Origin of the sequence: Bacillus rhizoplanae, assembly GCF_917563915.1 — a bacterium.
Lineage (GTDB): Bacteria > Bacillota > Bacilli > Bacillales > Bacillaceae_G > Bacillus_A > Bacillus_A rhizoplanae.
Map to the genome: position 1 here is coordinate 177,688 of NZ_CAKJTI010000004.1, position 19,218 is coordinate 196,905.

At 35.4% G+C, this 19,218-nt stretch carries 18 protein-coding genes and 2 pseudogenes; all 20 read left to right on the top strand.

The features are described from left to right. Positions 1-298 precede the first annotated feature (298 nt). Positions 299-684, top strand: a pseudogene (gene tnpA, locus LRP84_RS06430) (IS200/IS605 family transposase); the annotation flags it as partial. A gap of 15 nt (positions 685-699) precedes the next feature. Next, entirely contained in the window at positions 700-1,824 is a 1,125-nt protein-coding gene (locus tag LRP84_RS06435) for an RNA-guided endonuclease InsQ/TnpB family protein (RefSeq protein WP_230574404.1), read from the top strand. A gap of 143 nt (positions 1,825-1,967) precedes the next feature. Next, positions 1,968-2,048, top strand: a pseudogene (locus LRP84_RS22655) (ABC transporter ATP-binding protein); the annotation flags it as partial. 333 nt (positions 2,049-2,381) lie between these two features. Then, positions 2,382-3,311, top strand: coding sequence for a stage II sporulation protein SpoIIQ (gene spoIIQ / locus LRP84_RS06440; RefSeq protein WP_230574314.1), 930 nt, complete (start codon positions 2,382-2,384; stop codon positions 3,309-3,311). Between the two features lie 141 nt (positions 3,312-3,452). Continuing rightward, a complete protein-coding gene (locus LRP84_RS06445; protein ID WP_230574315.1) occupies positions 3,453-3,587 on the top strand; it encodes an ABC transporter ATP-binding protein in 135 nt (44 codons plus the stop codon). Between the two features lie 328 nt (positions 3,588-3,915). Then, positions 3,916-4,188: a sporulation transcriptional regulator SpoIIID gene (gene spoIIID / locus LRP84_RS06450; protein ID WP_020061467.1), complete on the top strand. Its 273-nt coding sequence runs from the start codon at positions 3,916-3,918 to the stop codon at positions 4,186-4,188. 160 nt (positions 4,189-4,348) lie between these two features. Beyond that, positions 4,349-5,350: a rod shape-determining protein gene (locus LRP84_RS06455; RefSeq protein WP_230574316.1), complete on the top strand. Its 1,002-nt coding sequence runs from the start codon at positions 4,349-4,351 to the stop codon at positions 5,348-5,350. 444 nt (positions 5,351-5,794) lie between these two features. After that, complete coding sequence (gene fabZ, locus LRP84_RS06460; protein WP_035430592.1) at positions 5,795-6,229, top strand: 3-hydroxyacyl-ACP dehydratase FabZ; 435 nt, start codon at positions 5,795-5,797, stop codon at positions 6,227-6,229. 561 nt (positions 6,230-6,790) lie between these two features. Beyond that, the gene (locus LRP84_RS06465; RefSeq protein WP_230574317.1) at positions 6,791-7,534 is read left to right on the top strand and encodes a YveK family protein; all 744 of its coding nucleotides are present in this window, start codon (positions 6,791-6,793) and stop codon (positions 7,532-7,534) included. Further along, complete coding sequence (locus tag LRP84_RS06470) at positions 7,524-8,225, top strand: CpsD/CapB family tyrosine-protein kinase (protein ID WP_230574318.1); 702 nt, start codon at positions 7,524-7,526, stop codon at positions 8,223-8,225. The genes LRP84_RS06465 and LRP84_RS06470 overlap by 11 nt, the downstream gene beginning before the upstream one ends. A gap of 74 nt (positions 8,226-8,299) precedes the next feature. Then, on the top strand, positions 8,300-9,067 hold the full coding sequence (locus LRP84_RS06475; RefSeq protein WP_230574319.1) for a tyrosine-protein phosphatase: 768 nt from the start codon (positions 8,300-8,302) through the stop codon (positions 9,065-9,067). Between the two features lie 256 nt (positions 9,068-9,323). Beyond that, positions 9,324-10,205, top strand: a complete 882-nt coding sequence (gene galU / locus LRP84_RS06480) for a UTP--glucose-1-phosphate uridylyltransferase GalU (RefSeq protein ID WP_230574320.1) — start codon at positions 9,324-9,326, stop codon at positions 10,203-10,205. A 130-nt stretch (positions 10,206-10,335) separates the two neighbouring features. Next, positions 10,336-12,165, top strand: coding sequence for a polysaccharide biosynthesis protein (locus LRP84_RS06485; RefSeq protein ID WP_230574321.1), 1,830 nt, complete (start codon positions 10,336-10,338; stop codon positions 12,163-12,165). Positions 12,166-12,262: 97 nt separating this feature from the next. Then, positions 12,263-13,378 carry a DegT/DnrJ/EryC1/StrS family aminotransferase gene (locus LRP84_RS06490; RefSeq protein WP_230574405.1) on the top strand — a complete coding sequence of 372 codons (1,116 nt, stop codon included), beginning with the start codon at positions 12,263-12,265 and terminating at the stop codon, positions 13,376-13,378. Beyond that, the gene (locus LRP84_RS06495) at positions 13,378-14,022 is read left to right on the top strand and encodes a sugar transferase (protein WP_302850576.1); all 645 of its coding nucleotides are present in this window, start codon (positions 13,378-13,380) and stop codon (positions 14,020-14,022) included. The genes LRP84_RS06490 and LRP84_RS06495 overlap by 1 nt, the downstream gene beginning before the upstream one ends. After that, on the top strand, positions 14,019-14,639 hold the full coding sequence (locus LRP84_RS06500; protein ID WP_230574322.1) for an acetyltransferase: 621 nt from the start codon (positions 14,019-14,021) through the stop codon (positions 14,637-14,639). The genes LRP84_RS06495 and LRP84_RS06500 overlap by 4 nt, the downstream gene beginning before the upstream one ends. Before the next feature lie 27 nt (positions 14,640-14,666). Then, positions 14,667-15,833, top strand: coding sequence for a glycosyltransferase family 2 protein (locus LRP84_RS06505; protein WP_230574323.1), 1,167 nt, complete (start codon positions 14,667-14,669; stop codon positions 15,831-15,833). A 329-nt stretch (positions 15,834-16,162) separates the two neighbouring features. Next, positions 16,163-16,945 carry a glycosyltransferase gene (locus tag LRP84_RS06510; protein WP_230574324.1) on the top strand — a complete coding sequence of 261 codons (783 nt, stop codon included), beginning with the start codon at positions 16,163-16,165 and terminating at the stop codon, positions 16,943-16,945. A gap of 5 nt (positions 16,946-16,950) precedes the next feature. Beyond that, entirely contained in the window at positions 16,951-17,916 is a 966-nt protein-coding gene (locus LRP84_RS06515; protein WP_230574325.1) for a glycosyltransferase, read from the top strand. Positions 17,917-18,010: 94 nt separating this feature from the next. Continuing rightward, the gene (locus LRP84_RS06520; protein ID WP_230574326.1) at positions 18,011-19,084 is read left to right on the top strand and encodes an EpsG family protein; all 1,074 of its coding nucleotides are present in this window, start codon (positions 18,011-18,013) and stop codon (positions 19,082-19,084) included. Positions 19,085-19,218 lie beyond the last annotated feature (134 nt).

The window sequence follows — 19,218 nt, forward strand, 5'->3', positions numbered from 1 at the left end:
TGTACAAATTTCTTTCCAATCTTTCATGCGCTATTTGAAAATAGAAAAGTCCGGTTGAGGGGCTTCACATTAGTCGGGATGAAGGAAACCTCCACTGATGGAAGTTTCACCTTACTTTCTTTTCTCGCATTTTATATGAATTTTAACGGATTTCCAAAAGAGTTCCCCGTCCTCAAGAAATGAGAAGGGTGAAACCTAATGAGTAGGGAGGGGATGAATTGTGGTTGGTGTAATTCAAAGGTTTTCTCTTTCTATTTCTTACTGTTCAGTTGTGTAATGAAATAAAGAGGTGACAACAGTGAAATTAGACACAAATAATCATTCAGTATTCGAATACCGCCTTATTATGGTTGTGAAGTATCGAAGAAAAGGAATTGGTGATACAATCTCGACTAGATTGAAAACTATATTTGAAAATATTGGGGCGAACTATCACATTTCTGTAAAAAATGAAATCATGATATGGATCATGTTCATGTTCTCATGACAACGAAACCGAATACAGAATAATCGAAGTTCATCAACGCTTATAAGAGTGCTAGTTCACGAAAAATGAAAAAGGAATTCCCTCAAATCAGATAGAAATGATAGAAAGAATACTTTTGGTCTCAAAGTTATTGTTTGTTTACTATAGGCGGAGCGCCATTAGAAATTCTAAAACAATACATCGAAACACAAGGACAAAACGAATGGGAGGTGATGATAATGTTGTGGAATCAAAAATATGAAATCTTTCCAACAGAAGCACAACAAGAAGTGTTAGACCGTTGGTTACAATATTGTCGTCAAACCTACAATTCTGCCTTGCTAGACAAAGAACGGAAATATAAACAAAACAAAGAAAATTACGATCGTTATGATATGCAAAGACAACTTACATTGGACAAGAATACGTATCCTTTTCTAAAAGAAATGCCTTCTCAGCCGCTACAAGAAGTTTTTGCACGTCTGAAAAAAGCGTTTGATAATTTCTTTCGTAAAGATGCAAAGTATCCAAAACAGAAAAAGTATAAAGACTACACGAGTATGACATTTCCACAGTTTGGGTTCAAACGAAACGGAAAGCATCGCTATGCCATGTCTTTTTCTGATAATAGTAAATTATACAATACAAAGCTGGGAGAAATAGATATCCTACTTCACAGACCACTCGAAGGGACAATCAAGCAACTGATTCTCAAGCGTAAAGGGAAAAGATGGTACGCTATTTTCTGTGTCGAAAGACAAGTGGTACCATCTGATATCGATACCAATCGTGCGATAGGAATTGACGTGGGATTAAATAAGTATGCTGTTCTTTCTAATGGTTCAGAGTTTGAAAACCCTAGATTTCTCTGTGAAAAAGAAAAACAACTAAAGAAAGCACAACGAAAACTTTCTAAGAAGAAAAAAGGTTCTGTCAACTTCATAAAACAAGTCGAGCGTGTTCGTAAGCTACATGAAAAAGTAGCGAACCAGCGCAGAGATTTTCTTCATAAACTCAGTTACAATCTAGCGAAAGATTATTCCGTTATCGTTGTAGAGAATTTGAACATTCGTAACATGGTTAGAAACAGAAAATTATCGAAGTCTATTTCTGATGCAGGATGGGGAATGTTTCGAAACATGCTTGCTTACAAATGCGAAAATCATGGCGGTGTACTAATCAAAGTAGAACCAAAGTATACTTCACAAGACTGTTCTTTTTGTGGGAATCGTGTGAAGAAGTCTCTCTCTATTCGTACTCACATTTGTACAAAGTGTGGAACGGTACTGGATAGAGACTATAACGCGAGCTTGAACATCTTACAAAAGGGATTAGAAAAATTGCTTGTCACAAACTAAAGTCTACAAACTGTAGGGCAAGGTTATGTCCGAACAGTATAATCTACGCCTGTGGAGACTATGTAAGACGTAGTGGGAAACCCTATTATGCAACGGTCTATGAAACAGGAAGCCTCTTCTTCAATCAGACCCTAAGGTGGATAAGGAGGGGTTATTCACCAGATAACAGCGGTTTATATGAAAGACTTAGCATTTATGATAATTTACTATTATTTTGTGACTTATAAGATTGTAAAAAAGCGGTAAGGCTTCTTCCAACAAATCATATTATAGAGGGCCTTAATGAGGAAATTCATGGAAAAGGTTTCTCTGCCATTCAAGAGCATCTGATTAATAATGCGATTTGGGCTGCATTTCTGATTGTGATTTGTTTCTTTGTCTATAAAAAGAAACAATTAGACTAAAAAACTGGGCTTTTTGCTCAGTTTTTTTATCATTTCCTCGGAAATTTTGTAATTCCTATGCATATTTTTACAAATTTTGTCGAAAAGTAATTAGTTATAGATTGTATAGGATGAATGAATCTTGTTCAAAATGATTGCTGAGGTGATGATAGAATGAGAGAGAGGGAAAACAAGAGGTCTTCTCGAAAAGTAGTGCATTTATTTCAAAAGCGTTGGGTATTCCCGACACTATACATTGTGTGTGCAGCGGTGATTTTAACAGTTGCATTATGGTATCAGGCAGCGAATACGAAAAAGACGCCTGAGAAAAATGAAGCAACGCCGCAAAGCGTAAGTGAAATTCCTACAATGCCAGTCACAAAATCTTCAGAAGTCGTGAAGATGCCAACTGCAAATGCAGCAGAAGTTGTTGTAAAGAAGAAGTTTTACGAAGATAAAGCAGCAGCCGAGGAGCAAGAACAAGCACTTGTCTTTTATAACAACACATACTCTGCGAATACAGGAATTGATATCTCGGCAAAAAATGGAAAAGAGTTTGATGTCACAGCGGCATTAAGCGGTACGGTTACAAAAGCGGAAAAAGATCCACTTCTTGGCTATGTTGTAACAGTTGACAATGGCAATGGTGTTACAACGTTTTATCAAAGCTTAGGCAGTGCAAAAGTGGAAAAAGGTGCGAAAATTAATCAAGGTGAAATGTTAGGGAAAGCAGGACTAAGTGAAATGAACAAAGAAGCAGGTTATCACGTTCATTTCGAAGTTCGTAAAGATAACGCTGCAGTAAACCCAGAGCTTTACTTCGACAAGTCTGTTGCAGATATTAAAGTTGAAAAGCAAGAAAAGCAAAAAGAGGAAAAATCAACAAACGGCGCAGCTGACGAGAAACAAAAAGAAGAAAAATCAACAAACAGCCCAGCTGATGAAAAGAAAAAAGAAGAGAAATCAACAAGTGGCACAAATGATGAGAAGCAAAAAGAAGAAAAATCAACAAACAGCTCAACTGATGACAAGAAAAAAGAAGAGAAATCTACAAATAGCTCAGCAGGTCAAGATGATAGCTCTTCTGCTGAACAAACAGAGTAATATACGAAACCATCAGCCCTCTATACGAGGATTGATGGTTTTATTTTCATATAAAAATAATTAATATGTCTAAAAAACCTGTAACCGCAAGGAAATTGGACAGAATTCTCGAATATATATTACTAAAAGGAGGGGATTACTGTGTCATTGCTATTCGTTGTTTCAATTGCACTTATTTTAGTGTTTGTTTTATTTTCATTATATTATTTGATTACAAGCAAAAAGGAATTCCCCCGTCAAACCCTTTGGGAAGAAAAAATAGATCGAGAAGAATGACGCTTTCATAAGGCGTCATTTTTTTTGCCTCTTAAAGGGCGTATATAAGAAGGGAAACTTTCATTTTTCACGGATTTCTCATGAAAAAATGTAATTTTTGTCACTGTAGTCCGCAAAAATACAGAACTTGTAGCATATAAATACAATGCGGGCAATAGAATGGTATAAACCAAAGCAAAGAGAGTGTTTGAGGTGAGAAATCGTGGATCATTTTATTATAAATCCCAGGAAGTATAACGCTTACAAACAGCATTCGAACGTACAGCCTAGTCATATGCAGCGAGTCTCATTTCACCCTTCTCACATCCAATTTAGGGAGGCGAGTGGTGTGCACGATTACATCAAAGAGAGAACAATCAAGATTGGCAAGTATATCGTGGAGACAAGAAAAACAGTTCGTGTGATTGCAAAGGAATTTGGTGTATCAAAAAGTACTGTGCATAAGGACTTAACAGAACGCTTACCAGAAATTAATCCAGAGCTCGCAAATGAAGTGAAGGAAATTCTTGATTATCATAAGTCAATTCGTCACCTCCGCGGCGGCGAAGCAACGAAACAAAAGTACCAAAAAGAGGATACAGAAAAAATCGTGCGTCAATAATCTGAAATCGGGCAAACATTCCTAATAAAAGGTAAAATTTTTTCAGTAGAATTCATTTCTTCAATATTACGTTTCTACAAAGAGTATGCTAAAATTAGAAATTAGGTGTAAAAGAATTCGGTTTTAACCTGATTGATACATTGAGGAGGAAAACACAGGAATGTTTGCGAGAGATATCGGAATTGACCTTGGCACAGCCAACGTATTGATTCATGTAAAAGGTAAAGGAATTGTATTAAATGAACCGTCTGTTGTGGCAATTGACCGCAATACGGGAAAAGTATTAGCGGTAGGTGAAGAAGCAAGACGCATGGTAGGGCGTACACCTGGAAACATTGTAGCGATTCGTCCGCTAAAAGATGGTGTAATTGCTGATTTCGAAATTACAGAAGCGATGTTAAAACATTTCATCAACAAACTAGACGTAAAAGGCTTCTTATCAAAACCTCGCATTTTAATTTGCTGTCCAACAAACATCACATCTGTAGAACAAAAAGCGATTCGTGAAGCTGCTGAGAGATCTGGCGGTAAGAAAGTATACTTAGAAGAAGAACCAAAAGTAGCTGCTGTTGGTGCTGGTATGGAAATCTTCCAACCAAGCGGAAATATGGTTGTAGATATTGGCGGAGGTACAACGGATATTGCGGTACTTTCTATGGGCGATATCGTTACCTCCTCTTCCATTAAAATGGCGGGCGATAAATTTGATATGGAGATCTTAAACCATATTAAACGTAAGTATAAGCTATTAATTGGAGAACGTACATCAGAAGATATTAAAATTAAAGTAGGTACAGTGTTCCCAGGTGCACGCAGTGAAGAACTTGAAATTCGCGGCCGTGACATGGTAACAGGTCTACCTCGCACAATTACAGTATGCTCTGAAGAAATCACAGAGGCATTGAAAGAAAACGCAGCTGTTATTGTACAAGCTGCAAAAGGTGTATTAGAACGTACACCGCCTGAATTATCTGCTGATATCATCGACCGCGGCGTTATTTTAACGGGCGGCGGAGCACTACTGCACGGCATTGACATGCTTCTTGCAGAAGAATTAAAAGTACCTGTATTGATCGCGGAAAATCCAATGCACTGTGTAGCAGTTGGAACAGGTATCATGCTTGAGAACATCGACAAATTACCACGCCGCGCTTTACTATAAGTAAGAAAGAACGTTAGGTATATTGCCTAACGTTCTTTCTTAATATTTATTTTTAAAAATATATAGTTTTTGCGAAAAATGTAGAAATATAAAGGAAAATGGAGAAAAATAAACCTTTACTTATATATTTTAGCAAATTTGCCATTTTTCATATTAGAAATGGTTATAATATAATGAAGCCGAATACGACACATGAGGCAATATGCCTCCCGGCATATTGCCTTCCCCTAACTTGGGCATGCACTCTTTTCCACCTCCGTGTCAACTGTATTTATTGCTGTTATACCACAACTTGTAGGGAAGAAAGAGTGCATGCATTTTTTTAAAGCGATACGAAGCAGGAAAGACTGCTTCGTTTTTTAATAATGACAAATAATGAATGAAGTGAGATAATAATATATGACCAAGTACTAAGACTAATTTCTAAAAAAGGAGCGATATATAATGTTGAACATAGAGCAAATTAAAGAAATTATCCCGCATCGCTATCCATTTCTACTTGTTGATCAAGTTCTTGAAGTAGAAGAAGGAAAACGTGCGGTTGGTATTAAAAACGTATCGGCAAATGAAGAATACTTTAACGGCCATTTCCCTGACTACGCGGTAATGCCTGGAGTATTAATCGTTGAGGCACTTGCACAAGTCGGAGCAATTGCCGTTTTAAAGAAAGAAGAAAACCGCGGTCGCCTTGCTTTCTTTGCGGGCATTGACAACTGCCGTTTCAAAAGACAAGTACGTCCGGGCGATCAACTTCGTTTAGAAGTAGAAATGACGCGCGTACGTGGTCCGATTGGTAAAGGAAAAGCAGTCGCAACAGTAAACGGTGAAGTTGCTTGTGAAGCGGAAATTACATTTGCGCTTGGAGATAAAAAGGAATAATTTAAAAAGGACACTCGGCAGAGTGTTCTTTTTTATGAAGAAATTTCACTATATGTATATTTTTGAGTAAGGATAGTGTATGTAATAAAACCCGCTACGCATAACATATTAATCCGCTTTCTTAACAACACAAAGAATAGATTGAAAATACAGAATAAACATATTGTCAAATAAATGTGTTTTATGTATGATTTGTATATCTTATTTATCGTAAAGAACGATATCCCTATATAAAAGGAAGAATAAGTTTATTTTGTTGGAAATAAGTAATAAGACAACGCTTCTGGTAAATTGTTAGGAGTTGTTTTGAATGACAAAAAGTAATAAACGGATAAATAGTTTTTTATGAAAAAAAAGGGTTTTGTGGAAATTTCATGGCGAATGTTGTAAAATCTTATAATTTTATGTAAGATTATATGTGCTGGTCCTATTACAATGACACAAAAAATTAACATTTCTATATCGAAATGATACAAAAAATTAACATTTTTGTATTAAAATGGGTGTATTATTATGCTATAATTTATTTTTCATGTAAAAAAATGAAAGTTGGAGGAAGTTATGGAGGAAACGATTAGTTTAAAAGAGTTATTTCACATGTTACGAAAACGTCTAGCAATGATCCTTTCAATTACATTGGGCGCCGCTATTATTAGTGCAGTTGTAAGTTTTTTCTTTATGACGCCAATCTATCAAACTTCTACGCAAATTCTTGTTAACCAAAAGAAACAAGAAGGAGCAACAGTTCAATATAATGAAGTTCAAACCAATATTCAATTAACAAATACATATAAAGTAATTATTAAAAGCCCAGTTGTTTTGGATCAAGTAAAAGAAAAACTAAATTTAGACATGACAACACAAGCTTTAACGCAGAAGATCGATGTTATGAATGAGAAGGATTCTCAAGTTATCTCGGTAACTGTCAAAGATAAAGATCCAAAGTTAGCGCGTGATATTGCAAACACAACAGCAGAAATGTTTAAAGATGAAGTTGCGAAGATTATGAACGTAGATAACGTAACCGTTCTTTCAAAAGCAGAATTAGCCGAACATCAATCACCAATTAAACCGCGTCCGTCGTTAAACATTGCAATTGCATTTGTTGTTGGACTCATGGCTTCTATCGGTCTTGCATTCTTACTAGAATACTTAGACAACACAGTGAAAAAAGAAGAAGATATCGAAGCGTTACTTGGCTTACCTGTATTAGGGGTTGTAGCGCGTATGGATGAAGAAGAAAAAGGGTCCAAAACACATGCATCATCAGCAAAGAGAGTAGGGGGGCATACAATTGGCTCTTAAAGGTCTATTCAAGAAAAATAACAATCATCGTCAACGTCGTCAATTAATCGCACATAACCAGCCGAAGTCTCCGGTAGCAGAACAATTTCGTAACATTCGTACAAATATTGAATTTGCGGCGATAGATACGAATATTCATTCTTTAATAGTAACATCTCCAAACCAAAGCGAAGGAAAAACAACAACAATAGGGAACCTCGCTGTTGTATATGCCCAGCAAGGAAAGAGAGTACTACTTGTTGATGCGGACTTACGGAAACCAGCTCTGCACCAAATGTTCCAAGTCGATAATATTTTTGGTTTAACAAACATTTTGACACATGGTGAAAGATTTGAAAAATGTGTGCAAACAACGAATGCCAAAAATCTATATTTTCTTCCGTGCGGACCGATTCCGCCAAACCCAGCAGAGTTGCTTGGTTCTAAGGCCATGAAAGAATTTCTCGGACAAGCTTACAACATGTATGATTTAGTCATCTTTGACTTACCGCCGGTTTTGCCAGTATCAGATGCACAAATCATGGCAAATCAGTGTGACGCTTCTCTGCTTGTTGTACGCAGCGCGTACACGGAAAAAGAAGCAGCATTAAAAGCAAAAAGGTTACTAGAAGCAGCAAAAGGTAAATTATTAGGTGTTGTTCTGAACGACCGTGAACGTGAGCAAAGCTTATATTATTACGGCACAAATTAAAGAGAAGAGGTGTGCGGAATGCGCACACCTGGCTCTCTCTTATTAAACGTATATGTATAGAAAGGGTGGGAAATGTGATCGACCTGCATTGTCATATTTTACCTGGTATTGATGACGGGGCACAAACTATAACAGATAGCATAGCAATGGCTAAAGCAGCAGTAGCAGAAGGAATACATACAATTGTAGCAACTCCCCACCATCAAAATGGAAGATATGTCAATGAGCGCATGCATATTCTTCACCAGGTAAAACAATTAAATGATTCATTACAAGAAAACGATATAAATTTGACGGTTTTACCAGGTCAAGAAGTTCGTTTATATGGCGAAATGCTACAAGACTACGAAGATAATAAAATCGTCACATTAAACGAAACAAACACATACATACTCATAGAATTCTCGTCTAGTCATGTACCGCGCTATGCAGAACAAATGCTGTACGAATTGCGAGTAAAGGGAGTAATCCCAATTATCGTTCACCCAGAGCGCAACGCAGAGTTAATCGAGCACCCTGATAAGTTATACAACTTTGTTAGCAAAGGAGTACTTACCCAAGTAACAGCAGGCAGTTTACTTGGCGATTTCGGTAAAAAAATTAAAAAATTCTCATTGCAACTCATCGAACATAACTTAACGCATATGATTGCATCTGATGCGCATAACACAACAACGCGTGGATTTCACCTACAAGCTGGTTATGATGTCATTGAAAAGGAATTTGGTACTAGCATACTTATGGATTTTAAAGAAAATCCATATCTAATAATAAACGGAAAAAGCGTTTATAAAGAAGATCCCGAACAAATTAGCCGTAAGAAAATATTCGGTATCTTTTAATACGTATATGGTAATGTCTCCTAACCGTTATCAATGGAGGCACTCGGCCTTGCTGTGGGTAGAAATTTCATTTCAACCTACCTTAGACGCATGTCGTCAGGAGCATGGCGTGAGGATGGGTTAGATGCCCAATGTTATTTATAAAAACTCTAGCTATGGAGTTGTGCATAAGGACGTTATAGCTAGGGTTTTTATAATTTTTATATATTTATATAAGAATATACATATAGGAAAAATATAATTAGGGGGACTAACAATGAAACAAGTAAAAAAAGCAATTATTCCAGCAGCTGGTCTTGGAACAAGATTTTTACCAGCAACGAAAGCGATGCCAAAGGAAATGTTACCAATTGTCGACAAACCGACAATTCAGTACATTGTAGAAGAAGCAATCGAATCAGGAATTGAAGACATTATTATCGTAACAGGAAAAGGAAAACGTGCAATTGAAGATCACTTCGATCATTCCTTTGAACTCGAACAAAATTTGTTAGAAAAAGGGAAGTATGACATGCTTGAAAAAGTACAAGCATCTTCCAAAATTAACATTCACTACATAAGACAAAAAGAACCAAAAGGATTAGGACATGCAGTATGGTGCGCACGCAAGTTTATTGGAAACGAACCATTTGCCGTATTACTTGGTGATGATATTGTCCAAGCGGAAATACCATGTTTACGTCAATTAATGAATGAATACGAAACAACAAAAGCATCTGTAATCGGTGTGCAAACAGTACCAGAAAACGAAACACATCGCTACGGTATTATCGATCCAATCGAGCAAAATGGCCGCCGTTACCAAGTGTGTCAATTTGTCGAAAAACCAGCACAAGGAACAGCACCATCGAACTTAGCAATTATGGGCCGTTACGTTTTAACACCAGAAATCTTTATGTTCCTAGAAGATCAGCAAACAGGTGCGGGCGGAGAAATTCAATTAACGGATGCAATTCAACGTTTAAATGAAATTCAACGAGTGTTTGCGTATGATTTTGAAGGAACTCGTTATGATGTTGGAGAGAAGTTTGGGTTTATTAAGACAACAATTGAAATGGCACTTCAGCATGAGGAATTAAAAGAAGAGTTGATGAAGTATATGAATGGATTAGTGCAGAAAGAGACTGTAAATATATAGAAAGAAAAGCATTTTGTGCTGCCGGTATATGTGTATAACATAGGGAAAATAAATAATTTAGCTGTAGCCCCTTCAAAATGAAGAGGAAAAATTTTTATTTAAAAATAAGATAAAGAAGGGAACATGTATATTGAGTTATCCAAAACGGCTTTCATTATTAATTTTCTTAGATTCATTTATTGTGTTAACTGCCGTGTACTTAAGTTATTGGTTTATACACCCGAATGCATTAAACGGCGATGTTCCAATCACATTAATTATTAGTTCGATTACATTACTTTGCAGCCATCATATTTTTGCATCTATTTATAAGTTATATAGCAAAGCTTGGGAGTATGCGAGTATTGGAGAATTAAAAAACATATTTAAAGCGGTTACCTTTTCGATTATAGTAACAGCAATTGTACAAGAAATTATTAATCAAGATATTTATGTACGTATTTTGGCAATTGCATGGATGGTACATATATTGTTAATTGGTGGTTCCCGCTTTGTTTGGCGTATGTTCCGTGATACATATATGGCAAAGAATACAAAGAATATAAACAATATAAATAAAACACGAACACTTATTATCGGAGCAGGTGCAGCGGGAACAATGGTTGTAAGGCAGCTGCAACAAAATAAAGAAGCTGAGTTATATCCAGTTGCATTCGTAGATGATGATAGAAATAAACAGCGATTAGAGATTTATAATGTGCAAGTTGTAGGTTCAACAAAGAATATTGAAAGAGTTGTAGAGCAATATAAAATTGAACACATCATTATCGCGATTCCTTCTTTAAATAGAAAACAAGTGAATGAGATTTTTGAAACATGTACAAAAACAAAAGCAAAGACACAGATTGTGCCGATGTTAGAAGATCTTTTAGATGGTAAGGTTTCTGTAAATGAGTTTCGTGATGTACAAGTAGAAGACTTGTTAGGAAGAGAACCAGTTCAATTAGACGATGCTGGCATTGGAGAAAAAATTACAGGAAAAACCATTTTAGTAACAGGTGCAGGTGGATCTATTGGTTCTGAGATTTGTCGTCAAGTTATGAAGTATAAACCAGCAAAAATTGTTCTTTTAGGACATGGTGAAAATAGCATTTATCATATTGAAATGGAATTGCGCACAAATTATAAAGATGCAGCTGAAATTACGACAGAAATTGCTGATGTACAAGATCGGAATAAAATATTTGAAGTAATGAAAAAGCATCAGCCATTTATTGTATACCATGCAGCAGCTCATAAACATGTTCCTTTAATGGAGCGTAATCCAGAGGAAGCTGTGAAGAATAATATTATTGGTACGAAAAATGTAGCAGAAGCTGCTGATACGTTTAAAGTAAATACGTTTGTTATGGTTTCTACAGATAAAGCGGTAAATCCAACAAACGTAATGGGGGCGACAAAACGTGTGGCAGAAATGGTTGTCCAGCATATGGCTACGGTAAGTAAAACACGATTCGTGGCAGTTCGGTTCGGAAATGTACTCGGAAGCAGAGGAAGTGTAATCCCACTATTTAAAAGACAAATTCAAAAAGGCGGCCCTGTGACGGTTACACATCCGGAGATTACCCGCTACTTTATGACCATCCCAGAAGCGTCAAGACTTGTGATCCAAGCGGGTACGTTAGCTAAAGGCGGCGAGATTTTTGTATTAGATATGGGAGAACCAGTTAAGATTGTAGATCTAGCCCAAAATCTAATTCAACTGTCAGGTTATTCTGTTGAAGAAATCGGGATTGAGTTTAGCGGCTTGAGACCGGGCGAGAAGATGTATGAAGAGCTATTAAATGAGAATGAAGTGCATCCGGAGCAAGTGTTCCCGAAAATTCATATAGGAAAAGCTGTTTTGATGGAACTGGATATTATTCAGCAGTTTATAGATAATTTTGAGCAGATGGGTCAAGAGAGTATAAGAGAGACTTTATTAGGGTTTGCGAATAATAAAGTTGCGGTAAAAAGCTGAAGAATGGGAACTGTTATGATCACGACCTATTTTGATTATGTATTTGAATTGAAACAGAATTTATTTCAGAATTAATAAAGGAAGGAAGTCTTTGAAAATGGGAGAAAGAATATTCCTCTCATCGCCACATATGAGCGATGAGGGTTATGAAATGCAATATGTTAAGGAAGCCTTTGATACAAACTGGATTGCACCTCTTGGGGAGAATGTGAATGGATTTGAAAAAGAACTGGCTACGAAGGTTGGTTCTAAAGCTGCTGCGGCATTATCTTCTGGAACAGCTGCGCTTCATATGGCCCTTAGAGCGGCAGGGGTAGGAGAAGGGGATATTGTTTTTTGTCAAACCCTGACGTTCTCAGCTACAGCAAATCCTATCATCTATCAAAACGCTATTCCTGTTTTTATAGACAGTGATTATGAAACTTGGAATATGTGCCCTAAAGCATTGGAAGCAGCTTTTGAGAAATATCCCAATGTAAAGGCAGTAATAGTAGTTCACCTTTATGGCCTTTCTGCGGATATGGATAGAATAGTTGAACTTTGTAAGAAATATAATGTCGCTTTAATAGAAGACGCTGCCGAGTCTCTGGGAACTTACTACAAAGGTAAGCATACGGGGTCCTTTGGTGATTATGGCATCTTCTCTTTTAATGGAAATAAAATCATTACTACTTCTGGGGGCGGCATGCTTGTTTCTGATAATGAAGAGAGGATTGCGAAGGTAAGATTTTGGGCTACTCAAAGTAGAGATCAAGCAAGACACTATCAACATAGCGAATTAGGATTCAATTACCGTATGAGCAATGTGGTTGCTGGAATCGGTAGAGGGCAACTTAAGATATTAGATCAGAGAGTTCAGAAGAAAAGATACATCTTTGAGTTTTATAAGAGAGAACTAGGCCATCTTGAAGGTATTCAGTTTATGCCTAGTAACGAGTGGAATGAACCGAATTATTGGTTAAGCTCAATGACTTTAAACGGTAAGGTTCGACCAATTGATATTATGGTAGCTCTTGAAAAAGAAAATATTGAATCTAGACCAGTTTGGAAGCCAATGCATATGCAGCCATTCTTTGAAAAGTATGACTTTGTTGGTACGGATGTATCGGAAAGACTGTTTGAGAACGGTGTTTGTTTGCCAAGTGATACGAAGATGACGGATGAGGATTTGGAGAGGGTTGTAAAGATCATTAAAGGGTTGTGGTTAGCGTAATGAAAAATTCTAAAGGTGGCATCTATAGAAGGTTTGTAAAAAGAGCGATGGATTTTATACTATCTTTGATCGCTATTATGGTTCTTAGTCCAGTATTTTTGGTAGTTGCTATCCTTGTAAGAGTTAAGCTAGGCAGTCCAGTGCTTTTTAAACAGAAAAGACCTGGTCTTAATGGGAAGGTTTTTATGATGTATAAGTTTAGGACGATGACGGATGAAAGAGATGAGAATGGAGAACTACTTCCTGATAGTGTGAGGCTTACGAAATTCGGAAGGTTCTTACGTTCTACATCTCTTGATGAGCTTCCTGAACTTTTCAATATTCTTAAAGGCGATATGTCGATTATAGGGCCTAGACCTTTACTGGTTCAGTACCTATCATTATACAATGAGCATCAAAAACGTCGTCATGAAGTTAGACCCGGATTATCTGGTTTAGCGCAAGTAAGTGGTAGGAATGCTATTAGTTGGGAAGAGAAATTTAATCTTGATGTAGAGTATGTAGATAATGTAAGCTTCATCGGAGATTGGAAGATTATCCTTCTAACTATTAAAAAAGTTTTTGTTAGGGAAGGCATTAACTCAGAAACTGCTGCAACTATGGAACCATTTAGAGGAAACAAAAGAGGAAGAGTAGAGCTATGAAGAACAAACTTATCATAATAGGTGCTAGTGGTCACGGGAAAGTTGTTGCTGATATTGCCTTAAAAATGAATAAATGGCAGAGCATTGCTTTTTTAGATGATGATGAAAGCGTCAAGTCATCGATGGGAATAGAAGTAATCGGTAAATCAGCGGATGTCTTTAAGTATATAGAGGATTATGACTTTTTTGTAGGTATTGGTAATAATGCTATACGAGAAAAAATCCAGAAGAAGCTTGAAGCTGAAGGTGCAAGTATACCTACTTTAATTCACTCTACTGCTGTTATTGGAGAACAAGTTAAGTTGGCATCAGGTACCGTAGTTATGGCTGGAGTTGTGATTAACTGCTGCACTACAATTGGGAAAGGGTGCATTATTAACACTGGTTCTACAATAGACCATGACAATATAATTGAAGATTATGTTCATATATCACCAGGGGCACATTTAGCTGGTACGGTGAAAGTTGGACGAGGTATTTGGTTAGGTATTGGTAGTGTAGTAAGCAATAATGTTAACATCACTAGTGGCTGTAAAATCGGTGCTGGTGCTGTTGTGGTTAAAGATATAGCTGAACCTGGGATCTATGTAGGAGTTCCAGCGAAGAAGATAGATTGATAATAAATAATTTAAGGGAGAAAATACATGGAGTTATTATATAAAATTTTATTTTATATAAGTGGATTTATTATAGTGTGGGCAATGGTTGGTTATCCAATATCTTTAAAGTTAATTGGGCGCTTATATAAGAATCGGAAGCTTGAAAAAAATTATTCTCACCAGCCAACGGTAACGGTTATGGTAGTTGCTCATAATGAAGAAAAAGTAATATTGGACAAGCTTCATAATATCCTAGAGCTAGATTATCCTCAAGACAAAATAGAGTTCTTGATTGCTTCTGATAATAGCACAGACAAAACGAATGAGATTGTTAGAAAGTTTATAAAAGAACATCAGGATCGAAAGGTGCGACTTTATGAGGTACAGGCCCGTAAAGGAAAAACAAATGCTCAGAATGAGGCACAAAAAACGGTTACAACGGAATATTTAGTAATGACTGATGCAAATTCCATTATGGATAAAAAGTCTGTTAAGGAGCTTATGGCCACCTTTATTTCAGAAGATATTGCTTATGTTTCAGGCAGGCTGTCTATTATGAATCATGAATCCAGTGATGTAAGTAGTGCTGAAGCAAGTTACTGGGATAGCGATATGGCTGTTCGTGAAATTGAAGGGAGAATTCAAACTATAACAGCTGGTAACGGAGCATTATACGCATGTAGAACTAAGGATTATTATGACTTCGATCCAATTCAATGTCACGACAGTGCAATGCCGCCGTTGTATGCACTTCAAGGTAAAAAGGCAATCGCCAATCATGATGCAATAGCTTATGAGAAGGCCGGTGAAGTTATTGAAGATGAGTTTGGTCGTAAAGTAAGGATGAACAGGATTATTTTAAAATATATTTTACCTGACATAAGGATACTTAACATATTTAAGTATAAGTGGTTTTCATATTTTTATTTTGGGCACAGGACATGCAGGTATTTACTCTGGATTTCACATTTAATCGTATTAATTTCTAATGCTTTACTAATAACAGAATCTTGGTTTTATGCGATGATATTTGCTGGACAGATTCTGTTTTATCTTATGGCACTAGCTAAAGTAATAACTAAAACAAACAATAAATATTTGACATTAGTTTATTACTATTGTGTCACAATAATTGCACAATGGGTCGGTGTATATAACATATTGACTGGAAAGGCAAAACCATTTTGGGAAAAAGCAGAGAGTACAAGATAATAATTAATAAATAGGGAGCAATTAAAATGAGGATAGCTATAGCAGGAACAGACTATGTTGGCTTATCTAATGCACTATTGTTATCTCAACATAATGAAGTTATTGCGCTAGTTATTTTGTAAAATAGATAATAAAAAATTATCGAAAATTTCGGATTAGAGTTCAAGGATTAATGAAGATTAATTTAATAACCCATTAGTTGCTAAATATTTGAAAAGCTTAGAGGATATCAGCTGTTATCTTAAAATTAGGCTTTCAAATAATTTTAGAGATTTCTTATAGTTCAAGCGAAAATTACAGTGTCAAAAAAGAACCAAAGGAGTACGAGCATGGACTTACAAGTACTAGTATCAACGATGCATCAAGATAACCATAGTCTAATAGAAAGAATGAATATACAATCTGATGTAATTGTAGTTAATCAATGCGATCGAAATGAATTTGAGGAATTTATGTATAAGGGTTACAATGTACAATTTTTGTCATTTCCCGAACGTGGGGTTGGATTGAGCAGAAATAATGCTTTTATGCGTGCGACTGCAGATATTTGTATATTTGCAGATGATGATTTGACATACTGTGATAATTACAAAGAGATGATCCTAACGTCTTTCAAAAATAATCCAGATGCAGATATTATTGTATTTAATGTACCAAGTACCAATCCTGATAGACCATCCTATCAAATTAAAAAGAGTGGAAGAGTGAGATTGTTTAATTGTTTAAAATATGGAGCAGTAAGATTCGCAGTTAGGACAGATAAGGTGCGAAAGGCCAATATACATTTTTCATTATTATTTGGTGGTGGAGCAAAGTATGGGTCAGGAGAAGATAGTTTATTCATATTTGAATGTATTAAAAAAGGATTAAAAGTCTATGCCGAACCCAAAGTAATTGGATACGTCAGTCAGGAAGACTCTTCATGGTTTACTGGTTATACAGATAAGTATTTTATTGATAAAGGTGCCCTTTATGCTTCTCTTTCTAAGAGATGGGCAAAATTGTTAATTTTTCAGTTTGCTTTAAGACATAGAAATATGTATAAAAACTATAAAACCTGGACCTCAGCACTTAAACTAATGCTTAAAGGTATAAGAGAAATTAAAGGGTGAAAATGATGAAACCTAAAATATCAATTATTGTACCTATATATATGGTAGAAAGATATATAGAAAAATGTGTTGATAGTTTAATCAACCAGACTTATAAGAATATTGAAATAATTCTTGTGGATGATGGGAGTCCTGATAATTGTCCTGATATTTGTGATAGTTATATAAAAAAAGATCCGCGTATCAGGACCATACATAAAGAAAATGGTGGTTTATCTGATGCTAGAAATGCTGGTTTGAGAGAAGCAATAGGTGAATATATCCTATTCGTTGATTCTGATGACTACATTGATAAGGACACATGCGAACGCTTTATGTCGGTTATAGGTATGAATAAGGCTGATATAGTCGTCGGAAATGCAAAAAGAATAGAAGGCCGCAATGTATCGTTAATGAAGCATAGCAATTTTAAAGAAGGTCAAGTTGTAACTGGTGAGCAATATTTAATGGAAGAGTTAAGATCGGGCACTATGTATATGGCTGCTTGGTTAAATTTATATAATAGAACTTTTTTATTAAAAAATAATCTGGAATTTAAGGTTGGGCTATTGCATGAGGATGAGCAATTTACACCAAGAGTGTTTTTAAAGGCAAAAAGAGTAATTAGTACAAATATTTTATTTTATAATTACTTAATTAGGGAAGGCTCAATTACGACAACAAAAAACAAACTTAAAAATGCTGAGCATATAATGAAAATATGTAAAGAACTAGAACAAATCTATAGTGAAATTCAAAATAATGATTTAAGAAAATTATTGAACGATAATTTAGTAAATAAATATCTTAACATATTTCAAGTTGCAGGCTTATATAAGGCCGAATACTCTTATTTAGTAGATAAGAGCTTTTTGAAAAGTAAGGCTTATACCAGAAAAAATAAAGTAAGAGTTTTATTGTTTAGAATAAGTAAAAGGTTATATTTCCATTTGAATAGACTTATTAAAGAAATGAAGAGCTTATATTCATAATTAAAATTAATTAATAAATACTTCTCTTTAGGGTAATTTGTTTGGCAAACGTTCTGGATTTGGAGGAATATTGAAATATGAGAAGGATCTATCAATGATATTTTATTTCAGTTGGTTTATATTAGTTTTTTTATTGTTAGCATGTAAAAGGCAGAGAAATAAAATAAATGTGATTTTAGTATTTATTTTATTTACTTTAGTGTATGGAAGTAGAGATTATGGTGGTGTAGATGATTTAACATACATATCTGCATTTAATAATGCCATTAGTGGGAATATAGTTTATGGTATGGAAAATTCATATTTAGTAATTTCAAGGATTCTTGGGGGATTAGGATTTAATTACAAAGCAGTATTTTTAGTATATGCAACGATATCGTTTACTTTTATGTATTTTGCCTATAAAAAATTATGTAATGACAAGTATGATTGGATTGTTGCTATGTTGGGATTTTTAGTTTTTGCATTTTTCCCAACTATAACGGTGATGCGTCAATTTGCAGCTGCAGCGATCTTAACTTATGCTTTTACGCTTAAACTCAAAGGAAGAAATAAACTATCATTAGTTTTTATTGGACTAGCATCTTTAGTTCATGTGGGATCAGTAATCGGGTTTTTACTATTTCCTTTGTTTTCAATTAAATTCAAGCCATGGTCAAAAGTTATTATACCAATAATATGCTTTGGTATTGGTTATTTTGGGCTTTCTAACCATTTTTTAAATTGGTTTCAGAAAATAATCCCAGGTAAATATTTGGGTTATCTGGGTAATGATGCCACGAGCCCTCATGTAGGTATACTACATATCATTTTGTTTACAATCTATCTTTTTCAGTTTGTTTTAGGAAGCCTAAATAAGAATAATAGACTTTCAGATAGAACTATAGATTTTCTAGAACGTGCACAGATGATATATTTTTCAATATTTTTTATTACTTTGTCCAGTGGTTGGGCAAGCCGTTTAAGTATTTACTTTATACTATTTGTCCCTTTTATTTTCACTACATTTATTTCAAGGTTCTCAATAGAAAGAGACAAGAAACTGTTATATCAAGTATGTTACGGAGCTTACGTACTCTTATTTATTTATCAAGTATTAAATTTGCCAAGCTCTACAAATATGAGCGATCTTATACCTTACAACTGGTCATTTAACTTTCATAAATGAGTAATAATTAATTGAAATTTCTCAAAAAGTAAAGAGTTTATGGAGAAACTTAGTGCCCATTTTGGACTATCATTATCTAAAATGGGCACCTATATTACTCTTTAACCCAATACTATTTAGTGGAGATGCAAAAA